The organism is Neisseria sp. P0001.S007 (assembly GCF_051963655.1).
Taxonomy (GTDB): domain Bacteria; phylum Pseudomonadota; class Gammaproteobacteria; order Burkholderiales; family Neisseriaceae; genus Neisseria; species Neisseria subflava_A.
Genome location: NZ_JBQCUB010000006.1, coordinates 93,977 through 109,907 on the forward strand (window position 1 = coordinate 93,977; position 15,931 = coordinate 109,907).

Sequence of the window (15,931 nt, forward strand, 5' to 3'; positions counted from 1 at the left end):
ACTCTGCTCTGCGTCTTTCATGAAAAATTTATGCCTCGGTCAACAATAATGGCAAACAGTTTATCAGTTTGAAGAAAGAAAGGCAAAGTCTAACAGCATATTTTCTTTTAAAAACAGCCTATACCAGCACTTACCAGCTTTCAGACGGCCTTTTCTTACTTGATAAAACCATCAATCGGCGCATAACCCAAGAAATCTGCCTGATCATTCAATATCACAACCCATTCTTTACTTCGCGCACTGGTAAACGGCAAGAAATACAACTCTTTCCCATTGTTTTCCAATGAAGCCTGTTTAAAAATTGATTCCTCACTCATGCCACGGGCTTTTGCCAAGACAGACAACGGTTTCATTACCTTACGAATTTTCTCACGCTCTTGCTGCGAATCTGGCAACCACCAAGAAGGTCTCATACTCGGTTCAATGCCTTTCAAAGACAAATCAAGACTTTGGTTAGCCTCATCCGGACTCGTTGCTTCACGCAACCCAACACGACGCGCGCCAAACCAAGATAAATCCTGCAAATCCTTCGGGGCATGGCTCAAATCATTTACATCAATTTCTGCAGCAGTTACCACATTCATCCTATCGGTTTCGAATGCGGAAACCACTGGACGCGCCAAAGATACGCTGTACAAACCATAAATTAAAGCAGCCAGCTGAATCATGCCGATTAAGGAAAAATCAACAATCCTCTCTTTAAGTTTTTTGCTCGGACTGGCAAGAATCAAAGTCAGCAACGGGCCGCAAACAATATCTACTGAAATGACCAGTTTATATAAAGCCAATCCGCCTGTCAGTTCGGCATACGGATAAGGATACCAAACTCCAAATACCAACAAAGCGGCCAATCCTGCCAAAATCAGACTAATCAACAAATGCCATGCCGCATTTTTTAATGCGAACCGAAAGCGTGGTGAAGAATGTAATGTATGTGCGTTTTCCATAGATAACAATAAGATATTATTTCTTCTATAAATATTATGTATAGCTTAAAAAAATAAATGAGATATTTAAATATGCTGGTAGGCCGTCTGAAAATTAAAGCATTAACTGCAACCATCTCACCACGCATTATTAATATGTTTAAAATACCAATAAATAGATAAAATAAAAACCACCATACAAGATGGTGGTTTTAAAATTTGGCTCCCCGACCTGGGCTCGAACCAGGGACCTGCGGATTAACAGTCCGTCGCTCTACCGACTGAGCTATCGGGGAATTAAAGATGGAATTATATAGAAAATATCAGAAACTTGTCAAGCAACAATCTATATAAAAACAAAAATATTTTATATCTTTTTAATTTATAAAACTTTATAAAATTTCAGCAATTTGTTTGGCCGCACGTTTCGCATCCAACAAAATCAAGCCCAATTTACCGCTTTCTTTTGCCATCAATACCAACACTGCATTTTCACCTGCTTGACTCAACAGAATATAGCCATTTTTACCTTTAACCATTACCTGATCCAACTCACCGCAAGCCAACTCATGTACGGAACGATTACCCAATGCCAAAAGCGTTGCCGACATCGCACCTACACGGTCTGCATTCAGGTGGGAAGGCAGCATGGTTGCGATCGGCAGGCCGTCTGTAGAAATAACTGCAGAAGCAGTGATATCAGCAGAGGTATTGTTCAAATCGCTTAATACAGAGATTAATAGTTGTTGCATAGTCGCTCCATTCTAAAATAAATATCGGTCAGGCAAAAATCAACGGCTGCCGTATCGGTGGTACAGCACTTTAACCAAAGTAACAAAAGCCTCTTTATTTAAGTCAGGCATTCCGCCAATTACCAAAATCAGCTTGGTCATGCCAATATACAGGGGGAAAAAGGTCAATTCACTTTGGCCTGAAGGATCACAAATACCCCATGCGCTATTATTGATATGCAGGTTATTGCGAATCAAAAGACGGTGTTTGTCTTCCATTTTGGCCACTTCACTCGCCAAAAGGCCCAACTCTTCCGCAGCCTCGTGATGGAAATTAGCATTGGCAAAATACAAACCGTTTTCATCAGCCAATAAAGCCTTGCCAGAATTGGACAACTGTTCCAACAATGTAGGCAATTGCTCGTCAGTCAAATGGATATCGTCTGTACTGATTTCTTCATCACCATACAAAAATTCCAAGCGTTGGAGGCGATACAGCAGGTTTAAAGCGGTATTGATGTCGCTGGTATCCGCCCATGCCAAGATTTTTTCGCTGCTGATGGTTTCAGACGGCTCTGCACGCAACAGGCCATACAATAAAGTTCTGCTGGCACTGGGTGTATCATTTGAAACAGCATAATACGCACCCGCCGGTGTAATCTTAGGATATAAATTTGCTTGTAAAGAAAGTGTCGCTTCCATCTTATACCTCTAATCCGGGGTCAATTGAGAACAACATAGCAGTAACCAATTGTTTTACATCGTCTTCTCGACGCGCATCAATCTCAAAAACCGGGACATTAAAATTATTCTGTGCTAAATATTTTTGATAAACATCCACGCTTGGTAAGGATCGGATATCCATCTTTGTTACCCCTACAACCAGAGGCGCTTTTTTCAGCAACTCCCGGAATGCATCCAAGAAGAATTGCAGGTCTTTCAATGGATTGCTTCTTGTATTATCCAAAAGAAGCACCAAGCCCATACTGCCTTGGCTCAGAATTTCCCACATGAAATTAAAACGCTCCTGACCAGGCGTACCATAAAGGTGAACCTTGGTTTCCTCATCCAAATGAATGACACCGTAGTCCATCGCCACAGTCGTGTACCCCTTGCGGACAAGTGTCATATCGGATGCGGATGCATCGGTTTGAACCGGTGGTTCATCAGATAAAGCTGAAATTGCAGTGGTTTTACCTACGCCAACAGGACCGGTAAAGATAATTTTATTTTCTTTCATGACGTGTCCTTTACGATTTACCCAGCAACTTACGCATCAGGCGTTGCAACAGGCCGCGAGGTTGTTCTTTCGACGGACCAGCAATTTTTTGAGCCTCTTTGCTCATTGCTGTTTCAGGTACGTCTTTGCTATTCACATCAATCTGTTCATTCAACGAAGGCGTATTGTTCGCATCAGTTGCAAACTCTGTATCTGTCGCCAAAAAGCCTGTCATATATGTTGCCGATAAATAGTTCAAAATATCAGACATTTCTAAAGGCATGACTTTATAGAGGATGTTCAGATTAACAGACGTTTTTGTCAGAAATGCCGACAGACGCATAGATTCCGGAACATGTGCCAAACGGGTTAAGTTTGGCCACCGCTTGAGTGTAAAGACAGTTTGCGGCGTCATCGGATAAATCAGACGGCCTGATGCAGTCCAAATAGCCATTTGCCACAAGCATGACATAATGGTGACTTTGGCTTTTTCTTTCCATTGAGGATTATCAGGAACAGCCTTACACACGACAGCCAAGTTATCGTTCTTACACAATTTCTCCAACTCATTGGCACTGACTGTCAACAGTACACGCTGAATACTAGGAAACACGATTAATATCGGCTTGCCTTCATGCAAGACGGCAACATCTTGATGTCCTTGACTGGCAAATTTCAGCGCACCCAACAAGCCTTTATTTGGATTAAATCGACGAATGGTTGCTTTTCTTGTGCCATCGGAATTTGATTGTCTTTTATGCTCTTCGGCCGCTTGTTGCTCAGACGGCTCAAAAACATTACCGCCTTGAGCCAGGCTGCGCAAAACAGGAAACAAGGTATCGAATTTGACCGGCTTAGCCAAATAAGGAGTCATTACTGTCGGCAACTTGGAAGAAAACATAGCCACAGGCACTTCCGGATAAGTTTTCTTCGACTCTTTCCAAGCTTCTACACCTGCCGGAGTATCGGTATCAACCAATACCAAATCCGGTTTTTCATCAGAATCGGGAGAAACGATGACGTAATTCGTCGTATTGTGCATTTTAAATGCCATACGGAATACCGCCTGCTGTTGCTCACCCATCTCCTGTAACATAACCCGTATGGTTTTAATTTTTGGTAAATGATTATTCATCACTCGTACTTTCTACGATTATCTTATTTTTTTGAATATTGGTTCATTCGTTGCAAGAGACGGCTCATTGCCAAGACAACCTCTTCAGGCAGGCTGACAACACGTTCACGCAACAAGCGCAGAAATTGTTCCAAACGTCCCCAATCTTCAACGCGTTCGTACAAATCAAACAAGATAATGTACAACTGCGATTCTTGAGGATACTGCAAAACAGCCTGTTCCAAAGTACCGATGGCCAAATCCAACTGACCATAGGCCAACAAAGATTCGACTTCTTTCACGGCTTCATCTGCAGGTGAAGAGCTCGCGCTGATGACTGAAGAGTCTTTTTGAACCAACTCACGATATTTGGCTTTCATCTGCAAAGAACTTGGCTGGATATAACCGCGTTTCAAGCCAATCTCTTTAATTTGCTGTTCAGACGGCCCTTTTTCCAAATCATCAAAAATTTCGTGATAACCAAGGCTATAACCCCAACCAAGCATACGTTCTTTTACTTGACGGCCATATTGACCCAAAGAGTGATAAAGCTTCCACAGATGCTTGGCAAACTGCCCTACTTCTTCATTCTGATAATCCAGACGCAAGGCATCGATAATGAGACCAGCAGGCTTCGCAGAAGTTTGGATTGCTTTGTTGTATTGATGCAAAGCAGTCTCGTAGCTAATCTTGTCTTTCAGGATTTTTGCACTGCGTTCCGGTTTGGCAAAACCAATAACCGCCCCCATCTCTTCAGGACTGATTTCGCCAAAATCTTTCTTGCCTAATACGATAGGCGCATGTTTGCCCATACCAGGAACGACAATACGTTCAACCGAATCGTTCTCAAAGGCAATATGCTCGTCGGAAGCAACTTCCAAACCGCTTTGTTCGCCAATTTGACGGTCCACTTCCTGCATATTCCAACCAAGATGATGATCGGCAAAAACACGCAGGCGCAGGTTAGTAGAATCCAAAGCCAGACCGGCTTTCAGGTATTCGGCTACGCCGTCTTCAGAAAGTGAGGCACTATGACGCTCAAGTGTATCCGCCAGCATGTCGATATTACCGACCCGCAGATTCAAACCAATTAATTCATGAACCAGCTTTTCCGGAGCGCCGTCTTCCAAAGTATTGAGATAACCGGCCAAAGACTCTGCAGCCTTACTCTCATAGCCGAACTGTTTATAAACCTGATATTCGGTCAACGGATCGACTTCTTGTGCGGAAACAGAAGCTGTTACATCGTTTGAGCCGCTTCCGCCCCATTCCCAGTCTTGATTATCCGCATTGGAAACTGTCTGGTTCACTTTCTCGATCCAGTCGTTTCCATCCTCAGAGAAGGCTGTATGAGCAGCAGATGTACGGCCGCTTTTTGATGCATGTGCGCTTTGTTTGTCTGAATTGTTACTTTGTTTATGACGAACAAAAACCAACACCAGCAAAAAAAGCACCAGCAAAAAAATAGTTAAAAGTTGATAGTTCAAGAACACCTCCCGGTCTTGTGCTGCAAACTGCATTTATTAATATCTGTTGCTTTACACGCAACTTCAACGTTATTAATTCGCCAAACGAATGATGATAACATGAACGCACCCATTTTTACATTAGAAACCCTACCCCCATAAAGGACTTGATACCAATTTACAACTCAAACACACCGATGGATTCAACATGCGAGGTTTGTGCAAACATATTCATGATTCCCGCCGCCTTAAACTTATAGCCCTTATCAACCAAGACACTGGCATCTCGTGCAAATGTTGATGGATTGCACGAAACATACACTATCTTCTGAGGCAAAAACGGCTTGTGTAGCGATTTGACAACAGCATACGCCCCGTTTCTCGGCGGATCCAGCAACATCTTGTCAAATTGCCCCCACGACTCAACAGTTTTTTCATCGGTATCGAATAAGTCTGCAACAGAAAACGTCATATTCTCGGCACAACGATTCAAGCGTGCATTTTCCCTTGCCCTATCGACCAAATAATCGGCGCCTTCAATACCGACAACCGATGCGCCACTTTTTGCCAGCGGCAAACTGAAATTGCCCAAACCGCAAAACAGATCGGCAATCCGCTCCCCTTTTTGAGGATTTAAAAGCCTGACAGCCCTTGCCACCATCACTTCGTTCAGCTGCGCATTAATCTGCGTAAAATCACCGGGTTTGTAAGGCATTTCTACATCAAATTGAGCAAAATTATAGTTCAGAGCAGGAGCATTCTCGGGATAAAACGGCAAGGACTCGGCATGATCCTGCAACCATATTTGCCATGCCTTTTCAGCACCCGACAATATATTATCAAACCAATTACGCAATTCGCTTAATATTTGTCCAAACGGTTGATTTATGAAACGAATGTTGAGCGCTGTCACATTTTTCCCGCAATAAAACTCAACAAATTTCACTTTTACACCGTCATCATGCAGCTTTTGCAGCAAATTGCGGACATCAGGCAATCTATCGGACACATGCTTAGGCAAAATATGGCAATGGCGGATATTGACGACATCATGGCTTTTTTTGGCCTGAAAACCGAGGTTCAGACGGCCTTGTTTATCCACCGAAACACTTAAACGCGCTCTATCGCGATAATACCAGGAGTAACCATATAAAGGAGGTAAAATTATTTCCGGCTTGACCTTACCTATCCGTTCCAACTGCTCTTCCAAAATCCGTTGCTTTAACGCAACTTGCGCTCCGAAAGAAACATGTTGAAGCGAACAGCCGCCACATGTATCAAAATAGCAACAAGCTGGCTCAATGCGTTCGGAAGAAGGTTTTAAAACCGTTTCGACCTGAGCTTCTGCAAACTGCTTTTTTTCTTTATGAATGGCAAACGTTACACGCTCTCCGGGCAGCGCACCGCCGATGAATACAGTCTTTCCATCGACTCTGGCAACACCCCTGCCCTCATAATCCAAAGAAAAAACTTCCGCCTCTTGATACCGTTCTTTCACACTCATACCGTTTCCGTCAGACAGCCGCTTACCGGCCGTCTGACTGTCTTCCAATACCGAAAGCGCATATTTTCTCACAAAAACACAGAGTTTCAGGTATCATGCGCCAAAAACTTTCATTTCAATCCCTACAAAAAAAAGACGACATGAAAAAATTATTCCTTGGCCTGACAGCCGCCCTTCTGACCTCGGCCGCTGCTGCAAACACACTTATTCCAGACGTCTCCCCCGCCTCTTCCGGACAACACGTCGTTATCAATATTACGCAACAGCGTTTGTTCCTCTACGACAACGGTAAACTGAGCAAAATTTATCCTGTTGCCGTCGGCAAAGCCATGACCCAAACCAATCTGGGCGAACATAAAATCGGTGCAAAAGCCTACAACCCGGTTTGGCACATCCCTAAATCTATCCAAAAAGAACGCAATGACGGCGTTAAAAGCGTACCGGCCGGCCCAAATAACCCGCTGGGCCCGGTATTTGTCCGCCTTGGCGACCCTAAATTAAGCCTTGGCATTCACGGCACCAATGCCCCTGCCAGCGTACCCGGCGTCCGCAGCCATGGTTGCGTGCGCATGAAATCGCCTGATGCATTAGAATTCGCCAAAACCATCGCAACAGGTTCTCCTGCCTCCGTTATCTACCAAATGGCGAGCCTGAACGAAGATGCCAACCAAAACTTGTGGCTGGCTGCCTATCGTGACCCATACGACAAGAAAAACCTTGATACGGCTGCCCTGAAAAAAAGCATTGCCGCTTGGGCAAAAGCGCACGGTAAAACCATTCCAGCCGCGCGTGTGGATGCAATCCTGAAAGGACGCACCGGAGCGGCAAACTGTCTGACCTGCGCCAAAGGCGTGAAACTCAAATCGCCTTTGAAATCTTTGGCATGGACCAGCGGCACGGATGCTTACAGCAAACCTAAAGTCATGCCGAAACAGGCTCCTGCTAAAGATGTGGTATTGCCTCAAGGTACTGAAATCGAAGTCGATGCTACCGACGATGCAAACAAGGCAGCATCCGAACCGAAACAAAGCGTTCGTCCGACTCCGGTGAAACCGGCAAAACCTGCTGCCAAACCGGCAACCACTCCGGCCGACGCTCCTGCTTCTGCAACTAAAGCCGCTTCCGAACCGGCTACTGCCCCAGCCTCTGCTCCTGTGAAAGATGCTCCGGCAAGCAGCGAGCCGGCAGATTTGCTGTTCTAAGCAGAACAAAATACATAGCCAAAGGCCGTCTGAAATGAATTTTTCAGACGGCCTTTTCGTACAACTGGCTATTGGAAATATATGCCCCTCTTGATTCAGACGGCCTTTTTACTTTTCAAATACTCCGACAAACCACGCTCGCGCAAAATACAGCTCGGACATTCATGACAACCACCGACCACGCCGTTATAACAGGTATGCGTATGCTCGCGAATATAATCCAACACACCCATTTCATCCGCCAATGCCCAAGTTTGCGCTTTGGTTAAATACATCAAGGGCGTGTGGATTTGAAAAGCGTAATCCATGGCCAGATTCAATGTGACATTCATCGACTTGACGAACACATCGCGACAGTCGGGATAACCCGAAAAATCGGTTTCGCACACGCCGGCAATGATATGGCGTATTCCCTGCCCTTTGGCGTAAATGGCGGCATACAGCAAAAACAAAGCATTGCGTCCATCTACAAATGTATTGGGCAGGCCGTCTGAAGCTGTTTCAATAGATACCGTATCATCCATCAAGGCGTTATGCGTAATCTGTTGCATCAGGCTCAAATCGAGTACCGTCTGCTTCACGCCCAAATCTTGGGCAATCCAACGCGCGCGCTCCAATTCGATGGCGTGGCGTTGCCCATATTGAAAAGTGATGGCCTGCACATTTTCACGGCCATAGGTTTGAATTGCCTGAATCAGGCAGGTCGTTGAATCCTGCCCGCCCGAAAAAATAACGAGGGCTTGCTGTTTTTCCATTGTAAATTCCTAGTTTTGTTAACGCGGGAGGTTTGCGAACCGCGTGATTCGAAGATTGACGGATTATAACGGATTTCGTCTATAATCACGGCACTTCGTTTTCTTTTATTCTGCATAATGATGAGTATCTACGCCCTGAAACCAAAATTCCAAAACCTGTTGCGCCCCATCGTTAAGAGACTGTATCAAAAAGGCATTACTGCCAATCAGGTAACCCTGTTTGCCTGCGCCGTTTCCATTTTGCTCGGTTTGCTTTTAGCATTGTTTGCAGGTGTATCCACATTATTCTGGCTTTTGCCGATCTGGTTGTTTGTCCGCATGGCACTGAATGCGATGGACGGTATGCTGGCACGGGAGTTCGGTCAACAATCGGCATTGGGTGGCTATTTGAATGAAATCACCGATATTGTCGCCGATGCTGCTTTGTATCTGCCTTTTGCCTTCATCGCGCCCTTCGGCGGCGTACAAATTGCCCTGTTTATTTGGCTGGCGGCAATGACTGAGTTTTGCGGCGTTTTGGGACAAGTTCATGGCAACAGCCGGCGTTATGACGGGCCATTCGGCAAAAGCGACCGTGCATTCTTTATCGGTGCATTGGCAGTATGGTATGCAATCGCCGGCAGCTTCCATCCGACTTTCTATATCCTTATGTGGCTGGCCTGCGCGGCATTGGTTTATACCTGCTACAAACGTGTCATCAATGGCTTGAAGGCCGTCTGAAACCATAAACTATCGGTTTCAGACGGCCTTTTATCCGTCAGCGAAGATCACTTACTGTTTACCCAGTTGACTGTAATCTACCAACATATACTTGGCAGTAATTTTCTGCGAAGCATTACCTTCGTCACCCATTAGAATCATTTGAGGCTTGCCGTTAACGGTAATCGAATCAACAGCTTCAACGTTGGTGATGTGTTGCAGATTAGGCAGAGAGATTTTTTGCTGTTCATCGGTCGGGTTACCGCTCCAAGTCCACAGTTGTGAAAATTTCTGTCCATTCTCATCCTTCACTTCATTGGCAATCACGTAGGTTTTCAACACAGGATCATAGTTGAGGGAACGGATACCGCCGCCATCAATATCAATCACCGCCACTTCATCAAATTCAGGTTTGGCATTGCGCTCAAACACATCTTTCGGATTGCTGATAAATGCGACCAAAGCCATATTGTTGAACTCAGGATCACGGAAGCCCAAAACAAGACGTTTTTTCACCGGATCAAACGCCATGCCCTCAATATTGATTTCTTCAAAAGAAACTTCTGCCTTGGTTCGCTCACGAATCAAATCATGCAGCTTGTGATCGGTTTCCAAAACCTGCGTCAAATTGTCGTAACTGGTCAGCCCCAACACATTGCCGTCTTGGATTTTAAAGCGCATCAGATGTTCGCGGTCGGGTGAGCGGTTGCCTTTACGGGTGCGCGAATGTGAAGTCAGCGCGTAGATAAAGCCTTCATCATCGCGCGCCAAAGCCTCCAAGTCGCTGAGACGGCGTTTGAAACCGGTAATCACGCGCGTATCCAATGCCTCGTCTTCCACAAACCTGCCCGTTTTATCAATGCTGATGATACTGAATGCATGGTTGGGTTCGTCTTCCGCAATCAGCAAATTACCGTCCGGAAGCTGTTGTACGGCGGAAGGCTCGTACACACCGTTAAACATATTGATTCCCAGCGAACGCAGCTCTGCCGCATTGTTGGCCGGCGGTATCAGCAATGACGGCAATGTTTTCACGCCGATAAACGCCACCAGTGAAGCCAGCAAGCCCCAGCGGAATACCGCGTAAGACAAATTGATGTATTTGAACTGTTTGTCCGCCAACAAACCAAGCCAATAAAGATGGTCGCTCATCTTTTCATAGATTTGTTTACGGTCGCCCATAATCTCCTGCATCATTTCCCAATATTGATCTTTTTGCAGTTTCACACGGTCTTCATAAATCAAAATATTAGGTTGGCTGCCGCCAAAAAAGCGCGTTTCGGTACTACTGAGGCGGGTTTTCAAGTCCCGCAGCTTAGAACGGCCGCGGATAAAATCCTTAAACCATGTCCGCGCCGCCTGCATTTTGCCGATACGTTCCGGCGAAGCAGAAAGCAACGCAAACACGATAGATGCGGCGGCAGTAATCATAAACGTACTGGCCGGAATCAAAAATTCGGGCGACGATGAAAAAATAAACGCGCCCGAAATCATCAGAGCAGACACGATAAAACCATTCAGCGAAATCATAATATTCGCTTTGGTTGCCGCCAGCGCCAACAATTCCATCTCCGAGCGTACGGCGTTGCGGAACATGGTTTCCACGCCCTTATTCGTACCCAACAAATCAGGCGCATTCAAATCTTCGGCTTTATTTTTTTTCTTTTTTGCCTTGTCTTTTTTGCGTTTGGCTTTCTTTTCACTTTTTTCAGACGGCATCTCAGGATGTTCAACTGCTTCCTGACCTTCTACCTCCTCCTGAACTTCTACCGTTTCAGCCGCAACCTCAACTTCGTTTTCAACAGTATTGTTTCGATTGCGATCCCAAAAATCAACGTCCTGTTGGGAATCGGCAGATACGCCGTCGTTTAAAGATTTGTCTTGGTCGCCCATCTGCTTCGGCCGACCATTTTCCTTCCAATCATTCAAATCCATATCATGACTCCCAACATCAAACACTTTGAATTAAATGGAAAATAAAAAGCATATTTAGTTCATTTATTTTAGGTAATTTACATGTAGCTTACATTCTTTAAATACCTAAATAGCAAACTGCCGCAGAACCCCAAAGTCCTGCGACAACCCGCTTTGCATCAAAATATTAATAGTCGATGCGTTCTTTAATAATTTTCAAATCAGGATAAGACAAAACAATGTCGTACTCACGACCATCTTTAAAAGCCTCGATATCCAACACAGGCTGACCTCGACGGCTATCGGCTTCAACATCGTGAACTTGATAGCCGCGTTGTTCCAAAATTTTTACGGCTTTAGCACGATTTTGCTCGAAGTTTTTGTCGCTGTAGATTTTGTGTTCGATATAATCACTGGCACCGGCAGTAGCGGCAGACAAAGCAACGATGGCGGTCAATAAAAATTTTTTCATGTTTGATTTCCTTTTTAAATGTGTATTCGGGTTTCGATGGATGTATTAAAACATGACAAAATTAGCAGTTAATTAGTGCTTGGTTAAACGCAGTAAAGGCCGTCTGAAAACTATTCAGACGGCCTAAGCGATTCCCCTTCAGAAGAAATAAGAGAAAAAATTTGGCAACAATATGATAACGATAAGTCCCGTCTGACTGTGTTTCGTAAATTAATTGCAAAACAAAGAGTTTATGATGATATGTCGGTAGTAGTTTGTAAGGTTATCCACCCCCTATCTAACCCTTTTCACAATCACTGTCATCAGTTTTAAGTGAAATTTGAAACCATCTTTTACCATTTCTCTCCATCATTGCATTCGTCCGTCTATCGGATAGTCATTGCATTTATTCGATATGTCATGATACTGTTCAAAAAATATGACTATTAGGAGTTTCTCATGTCCGAACAGCAAAAATTCTTTTCTACCCAAGACGGTACTTCGCTTTTCTACCGCTATCGCCCTGCTGCTGATGGTTCTTCCGACAAAGCCATTGTGCTGTTCCATCGCGGGCATGAGCACTCCGGCCGGATGATGTTTGTGGCAGATGAGCTAGGTTTTGATGATTTTGCCTATTTTGCTTGGGACGCGCGCGGTCATGGTTACAGCCCTGGTGAACGCGGCGATAGTCCGAGTATCGGTACTTCGGTTGCTGATGTAGATGATTTTATCCGACACATTCAAAGCGAATACGGCATCAAACCTGAAAACATCTGCGTGATTGCACAAAGTGTTGGTGCGGTATTGGTTTCTACTTGGTTGCACGATTACGCGCCGAAAATCCGTTGCGCCGTATTGGCTTCGCCTGCGTTCAAAGTCAAACTCTATGTTCCGTTTGCCCGTACCGGTTTGAAAATTATGCAAAAATGGCGTGGCAATTTCTTTGTCAACAGCTACGTCAAAGCCCACTATCTGACCCACAATGTCGAACGTCAAAAAAGCTACGACAATGATCCGCTTATTGCCCGCGCTATTTCTGTGCGCATCCTGCTGGGTTTATATGAGGCGGCCGAGCGCGTCGTGGCCGATGCACAAGCGATTACTACGCCTGTACAACTGTTGATTTCAGGCAGTGATTGGGTCGTTCATCACAAACCGCAACACGATTTCTACAACCGCTTAGGCAGCCATATTAAAGAGCGCCATATCCTGCCCGGTTTCTACCACGATACTTTAGGTGAGCAAAACCGTGAAATCGCTTTTGTTGAAATGCGCCGTTTTATCCGCGAGCGTTTCAATCAGCCTTTACAACAAGTCGATCTGACTCAAGCGCACTTATTTGGAGACAGCCGTCGCGAAGCTGACGAACTGGCTACGCCTTTGCCTGTTTGTACACCTCGCGGTGCATTTTGGGCAATATATCGTGCCTCGCTCAAACTGGGTTCGCGCTGGAGTGAAGGCTTGAGAATCGGCCAAGAAACAGGTTTTGATTCGGGCAGCACACTGGATTACGTTTACCGCAATCAACCGCAAGGCAGCAATGCTTTCGGTGTATGGGTGGACAAATACTATCTCAACGCCATCGGCTGGCGCGGTATCCGCCAACGCAAAGTCAATATCGGCAAAGCCATTCAGACGGCCTCAGCCAAACTGCGTGAAGCAGGGAAACCTGTACACGTTTTGGATATTGCATCCGGTCATGGCCGCTATGTATTGGATGCCCTGACTGCCGACACATTGCCTGATTCCGTACGCTTGCGCGATTACAGCCCGATTAATGTCGAAGCCGGACGCAAGCTGATTGCCGAGCGCGGCTTGCAAAACACGGTAACCTTCAATGAAGTCAATGCCTACGACCGCGCCAATTATCACGATTTACAGCCGCGCCCTACCCTGGGCATCGTCTCCGGCCTGCATGAATTGTTTGCCGACAACGATTTGATTTTGAACTCGCTCTACGGCTTCGGCGAAGCCATTGAAACCGGCGGCTACCTGATTTACACCGGTCAGCCGTGGCATCCGCAGCTCGAAATGATTGCCCGTGCGCTGACCAGCCACAAAGCAGGCAGCCCAAACTGGGTAATGCGCCGCCGCAGTCAACAGGAAATGGATCAGTTGGTTGAAAAGGCTGGTTTTGAAAAAATCCATCAATGGATAGACGAAGACGGTATTTTCACCGTGAGCTTGGCAGTGAAGAAATAAAAATAAAGGCCGTCTGAACAATTTTTTAACTTTCAGACGGCCTTATTTAAACCATGTACCTATCCATGAAACCCTCCCTCAAAACCTCCCTGCTCAAGCTGATTTTAGTCGGTATTCTGTTCTACACCAGCTACTGCCTCTCCAACCATTACGCGGCATCCCTGGACTATGTACCTGAAATCGCTTTTGCATGGGAGAGCAATATTCCGTTTTGGGCATGGACGATTGTGCCTTATTGGTCGCTGAACCTGATGTATGCCGCGGCATTTTTTCTTTGCCGTGATACACATGAACAAAACCGATATGTAGCGCACCTTGTAGCTGCCCAACTGATTGCGACTGCTTGCTTCGTGCTGTTTCCGCTGCGTTTCGGATGGCCCAAACCGCCCGCTGATGGGCTGTCAGGCTGGCTGTTTGATTCATTGGCTGCATTTGATTTGCCATACAACCAAGCGCCATCTTTGCATATCGCGCTGGCGATTATCGTAGGTGCATTTTATTGGACGCGCTTTCCAAAAATCCGCCTGCCGCTTTTCTTATGGCAAAGCCTGATTGCCTTGTCGGTACTGACGACTTATCAACATCATTTTATTGACGTGCCAACCGGAGCATTGCTCGGCTGGCTGGTGTTGTGGGCTTTCCCGCGTCAGATGACTTCGCCATTTAAACTGGGCTTGAGTAATGTACACTCAAAAAAGATTGCGTTGCTGTATTTGCTTGGTGCGTGTTTGACGGCGTTACCCGCGTTGCTGGGTGGCGCGTGGCTGTGGTTGATATGGATTAGCGTGTCTTTGCTGATGGTGGCCTTTGCCTATTTGACTGGAAATGCAAACGTATTCCAAAAACAGGCTAACGGTAAATTATCGGCAGCAGCGACGGTTTTGCTATTGCCTTATCTGGTGGGTGTACGGCTAAACATGGCGTATTGGTTACGCGGTAAGGCGAAAACGGCACCAGTCCGCAATGATGTATGGATTGGCAGCGTTTGGGGAATTTCAAACCATCTGCCTGCCGTATTGGATGTATGCGCCGAATATCCCTGCCGTAGCTATCAGGGAGCATATCGCGCTCTGCCTTTACTGGATATGGTAACGCCGTCTGAAAACGATTTGGTTCAGACGGCCTTGATATTGGAAACCTTGCGCCAAAAACACGGCAAAGTGCTGGTATGTTGCGCTTTGGGTTATGGAAGAAGTGCCGCAGTGGTACTGACGTGGCTGCTGGTCTATGGTGGCTGCAAAGACTTGACGCAAGCGAAGGCTGAACTCAAACAGGCTCGGCCGCAAATGGTATTATCGCCGGCCACTACCCAAGCAGTCGAAGCTGCGGCCAACCGTTTAAAACAAGGATAATGATGGACAACGCAACCGATAGCCGTATTACTGCCCACCTGCTCTCTACCGCACATTATGTTGCCGCCTGTAATGCCTTGCTGCTCGCCTTGTCGGCAAAATATGGCGACGCATGGTTTGAGGTGCAACTTTTCTTGGCAGCGGTTTTGTTGTACTGCCATATCCGCATTCACTTCGACCGCCGCGTGTTCGAAGACTTTGCCGACAACTGCTACTCACCTGAAGACTTCGACCACGCCTCACAGCAAAACGGTTTGCGTCAAATTTCAGGCAGCCGTACTTTGACCCAACGGATAAACGGCGCACTTTCCTTATGGCGCAAAAGCTTATACCTGACCGCCGCCCAATTTTTAATTTTGCTTATCCAAAGTATTTGATTATTTTTGCTGATTTACC

15 protein-coding genes, 1 tRNA gene and 1 riboswitch are annotated in these 15,931 nt (G+C 45.9%); of the genes, 5 read left to right on the top strand and 11 right to left on the bottom strand.

Annotated features, from left to right (window positions below):
* Positions 1-155: 155 nt before the first annotated feature.
* The 8 genes from ACTHRE_RS06990 to rlmD all read right to left on the bottom strand — a co-directional run bounded on the left by ACTHRE_RS06990 (position 156) and on the right by rlmD (position 6,960).
* The gene (locus tag ACTHRE_RS06990; protein WP_377073588.1) at positions 156-947 is read right to left on the bottom strand and encodes a fimb protein; all 792 of its coding nucleotides are present in this window, start codon (positions 945-947) and stop codon (positions 156-158) included.
* 199 nt (positions 948-1,146) lie between these two features.
* Positions 1,147-1,222, bottom strand: a tRNA-Asn gene (locus ACTHRE_RS06995).
* 96 nt (positions 1,223-1,318) lie between these two features.
* Positions 1,319-1,678, bottom strand: coding sequence for a roadblock/LC7 domain-containing protein (locus ACTHRE_RS07000; RefSeq protein ID WP_070460119.1), 360 nt, complete (start codon positions 1,676-1,678; stop codon positions 1,319-1,321).
* A 39-nt stretch (positions 1,679-1,717) separates the two neighbouring features.
* Entirely contained in the window at positions 1,718-2,359 is a 642-nt protein-coding gene (locus tag ACTHRE_RS07005) for a peptidase M23 (RefSeq protein WP_070646666.1), read from the bottom strand.
* Between the two features lies 1 nt (position 2,360).
* Positions 2,361-2,897 carry a GTP-binding protein gene (locus tag ACTHRE_RS07010; protein ID WP_003748733.1) on the bottom strand — a complete coding sequence of 179 codons (537 nt, stop codon included), beginning with the start codon at positions 2,895-2,897 and terminating at the stop codon, positions 2,361-2,363.
* 10 nt (positions 2,898-2,907) lie between these two features.
* Entirely contained in the window at positions 2,908-4,011 is a 1,104-nt protein-coding gene (locus ACTHRE_RS07015) for a response regulator (RefSeq protein WP_377073723.1), read from the bottom strand.
* Between the two features lie 23 nt (positions 4,012-4,034).
* Positions 4,035-5,510, bottom strand: a complete 1,476-nt coding sequence (locus tag ACTHRE_RS07020) for a 23S rRNA methyltransferase (RefSeq protein ID WP_377073590.1) — start codon at positions 5,508-5,510, stop codon at positions 4,035-4,037.
* Between the two features lie 124 nt (positions 5,511-5,634).
* A complete protein-coding gene (gene rlmD, locus ACTHRE_RS07025; RefSeq protein WP_440344924.1) occupies positions 5,635-6,960 on the bottom strand; it encodes a 23S rRNA (uracil(1939)-C(5))-methyltransferase RlmD in 1,326 nt (441 codons plus the stop codon).
* Between the two features lie 140 nt (positions 6,961-7,100).
* Between rlmD and ACTHRE_RS07030 the strand changes: the two genes are divergently transcribed.
* Complete coding sequence (locus ACTHRE_RS07030; RefSeq protein WP_039862112.1) at positions 7,101-8,162, top strand: L,D-transpeptidase; 1,062 nt, start codon at positions 7,101-7,103, stop codon at positions 8,160-8,162.
* Between the two features lie 95 nt (positions 8,163-8,257).
* Here ACTHRE_RS07030 and queC read toward each other — a convergent pair whose 3' ends face one another.
* Positions 8,258-8,917: a 7-cyano-7-deazaguanine synthase QueC gene (gene queC, locus ACTHRE_RS07035; RefSeq protein WP_004519606.1), complete on the bottom strand. Its 660-nt coding sequence runs from the start codon at positions 8,915-8,917 to the stop codon at positions 8,258-8,260.
* A 3-nt stretch (positions 8,918-8,920) separates the two neighbouring features.
* Positions 8,921-8,966, bottom strand: a riboswitch (PreQ1 riboswitch).
* A 71-nt stretch (positions 8,967-9,037) separates the two neighbouring features.
* Between queC and ACTHRE_RS07040 the strand changes: the two genes are divergently transcribed.
* Entirely contained in the window at positions 9,038-9,637 is a 600-nt protein-coding gene (locus ACTHRE_RS07040; RefSeq protein ID WP_039862085.1) for a CDP-alcohol phosphatidyltransferase family protein, read from the top strand.
* 51 nt (positions 9,638-9,688) lie between these two features.
* Here ACTHRE_RS07040 and ACTHRE_RS07045 read toward each other — a convergent pair whose 3' ends face one another.
* Positions 9,689-11,335, bottom strand: coding sequence for a Pycsar system effector family protein (locus ACTHRE_RS07045; protein ID WP_224783392.1), 1,647 nt, complete (start codon positions 11,333-11,335; stop codon positions 9,689-9,691).
* A 382-nt stretch (positions 11,336-11,717) separates the two neighbouring features.
* Positions 11,718-12,002 (bottom strand): PepSY domain-containing protein, encoded by a 285-nt coding sequence (locus tag ACTHRE_RS07050; RefSeq protein ID WP_004519602.1) that lies wholly within the window; start codon positions 12,000-12,002, stop codon positions 11,718-11,720.
* A gap of 438 nt (positions 12,003-12,440) precedes the next feature.
* Between ACTHRE_RS07050 and ACTHRE_RS07055 the strand changes: the two genes are divergently transcribed.
* The 3 genes from ACTHRE_RS07055 (at position 12,441) to ACTHRE_RS07065 (ending at position 15,912) form a co-directional block, all read left to right on the top strand.
* Positions 12,441-14,183: a bifunctional alpha/beta hydrolase/class I SAM-dependent methyltransferase gene (locus tag ACTHRE_RS07055; RefSeq protein ID WP_440344925.1), complete on the top strand. Its 1,743-nt coding sequence runs from the start codon at positions 12,441-12,443 to the stop codon at positions 14,181-14,183.
* A 65-nt stretch (positions 14,184-14,248) separates the two neighbouring features.
* Complete coding sequence (locus ACTHRE_RS07060) at positions 14,249-15,535, top strand: phosphatase PAP2/dual specificity phosphatase family protein (RefSeq protein ID WP_296186887.1); 1,287 nt, start codon at positions 14,249-14,251, stop codon at positions 15,533-15,535.
* A gap of 2 nt (positions 15,536-15,537) precedes the next feature.
* Positions 15,538-15,912, top strand: coding sequence for a hypothetical protein (locus ACTHRE_RS07065; protein WP_377073724.1), 375 nt, complete (start codon positions 15,538-15,540; stop codon positions 15,910-15,912).
* Positions 15,913-15,931 lie beyond the last annotated feature (19 nt).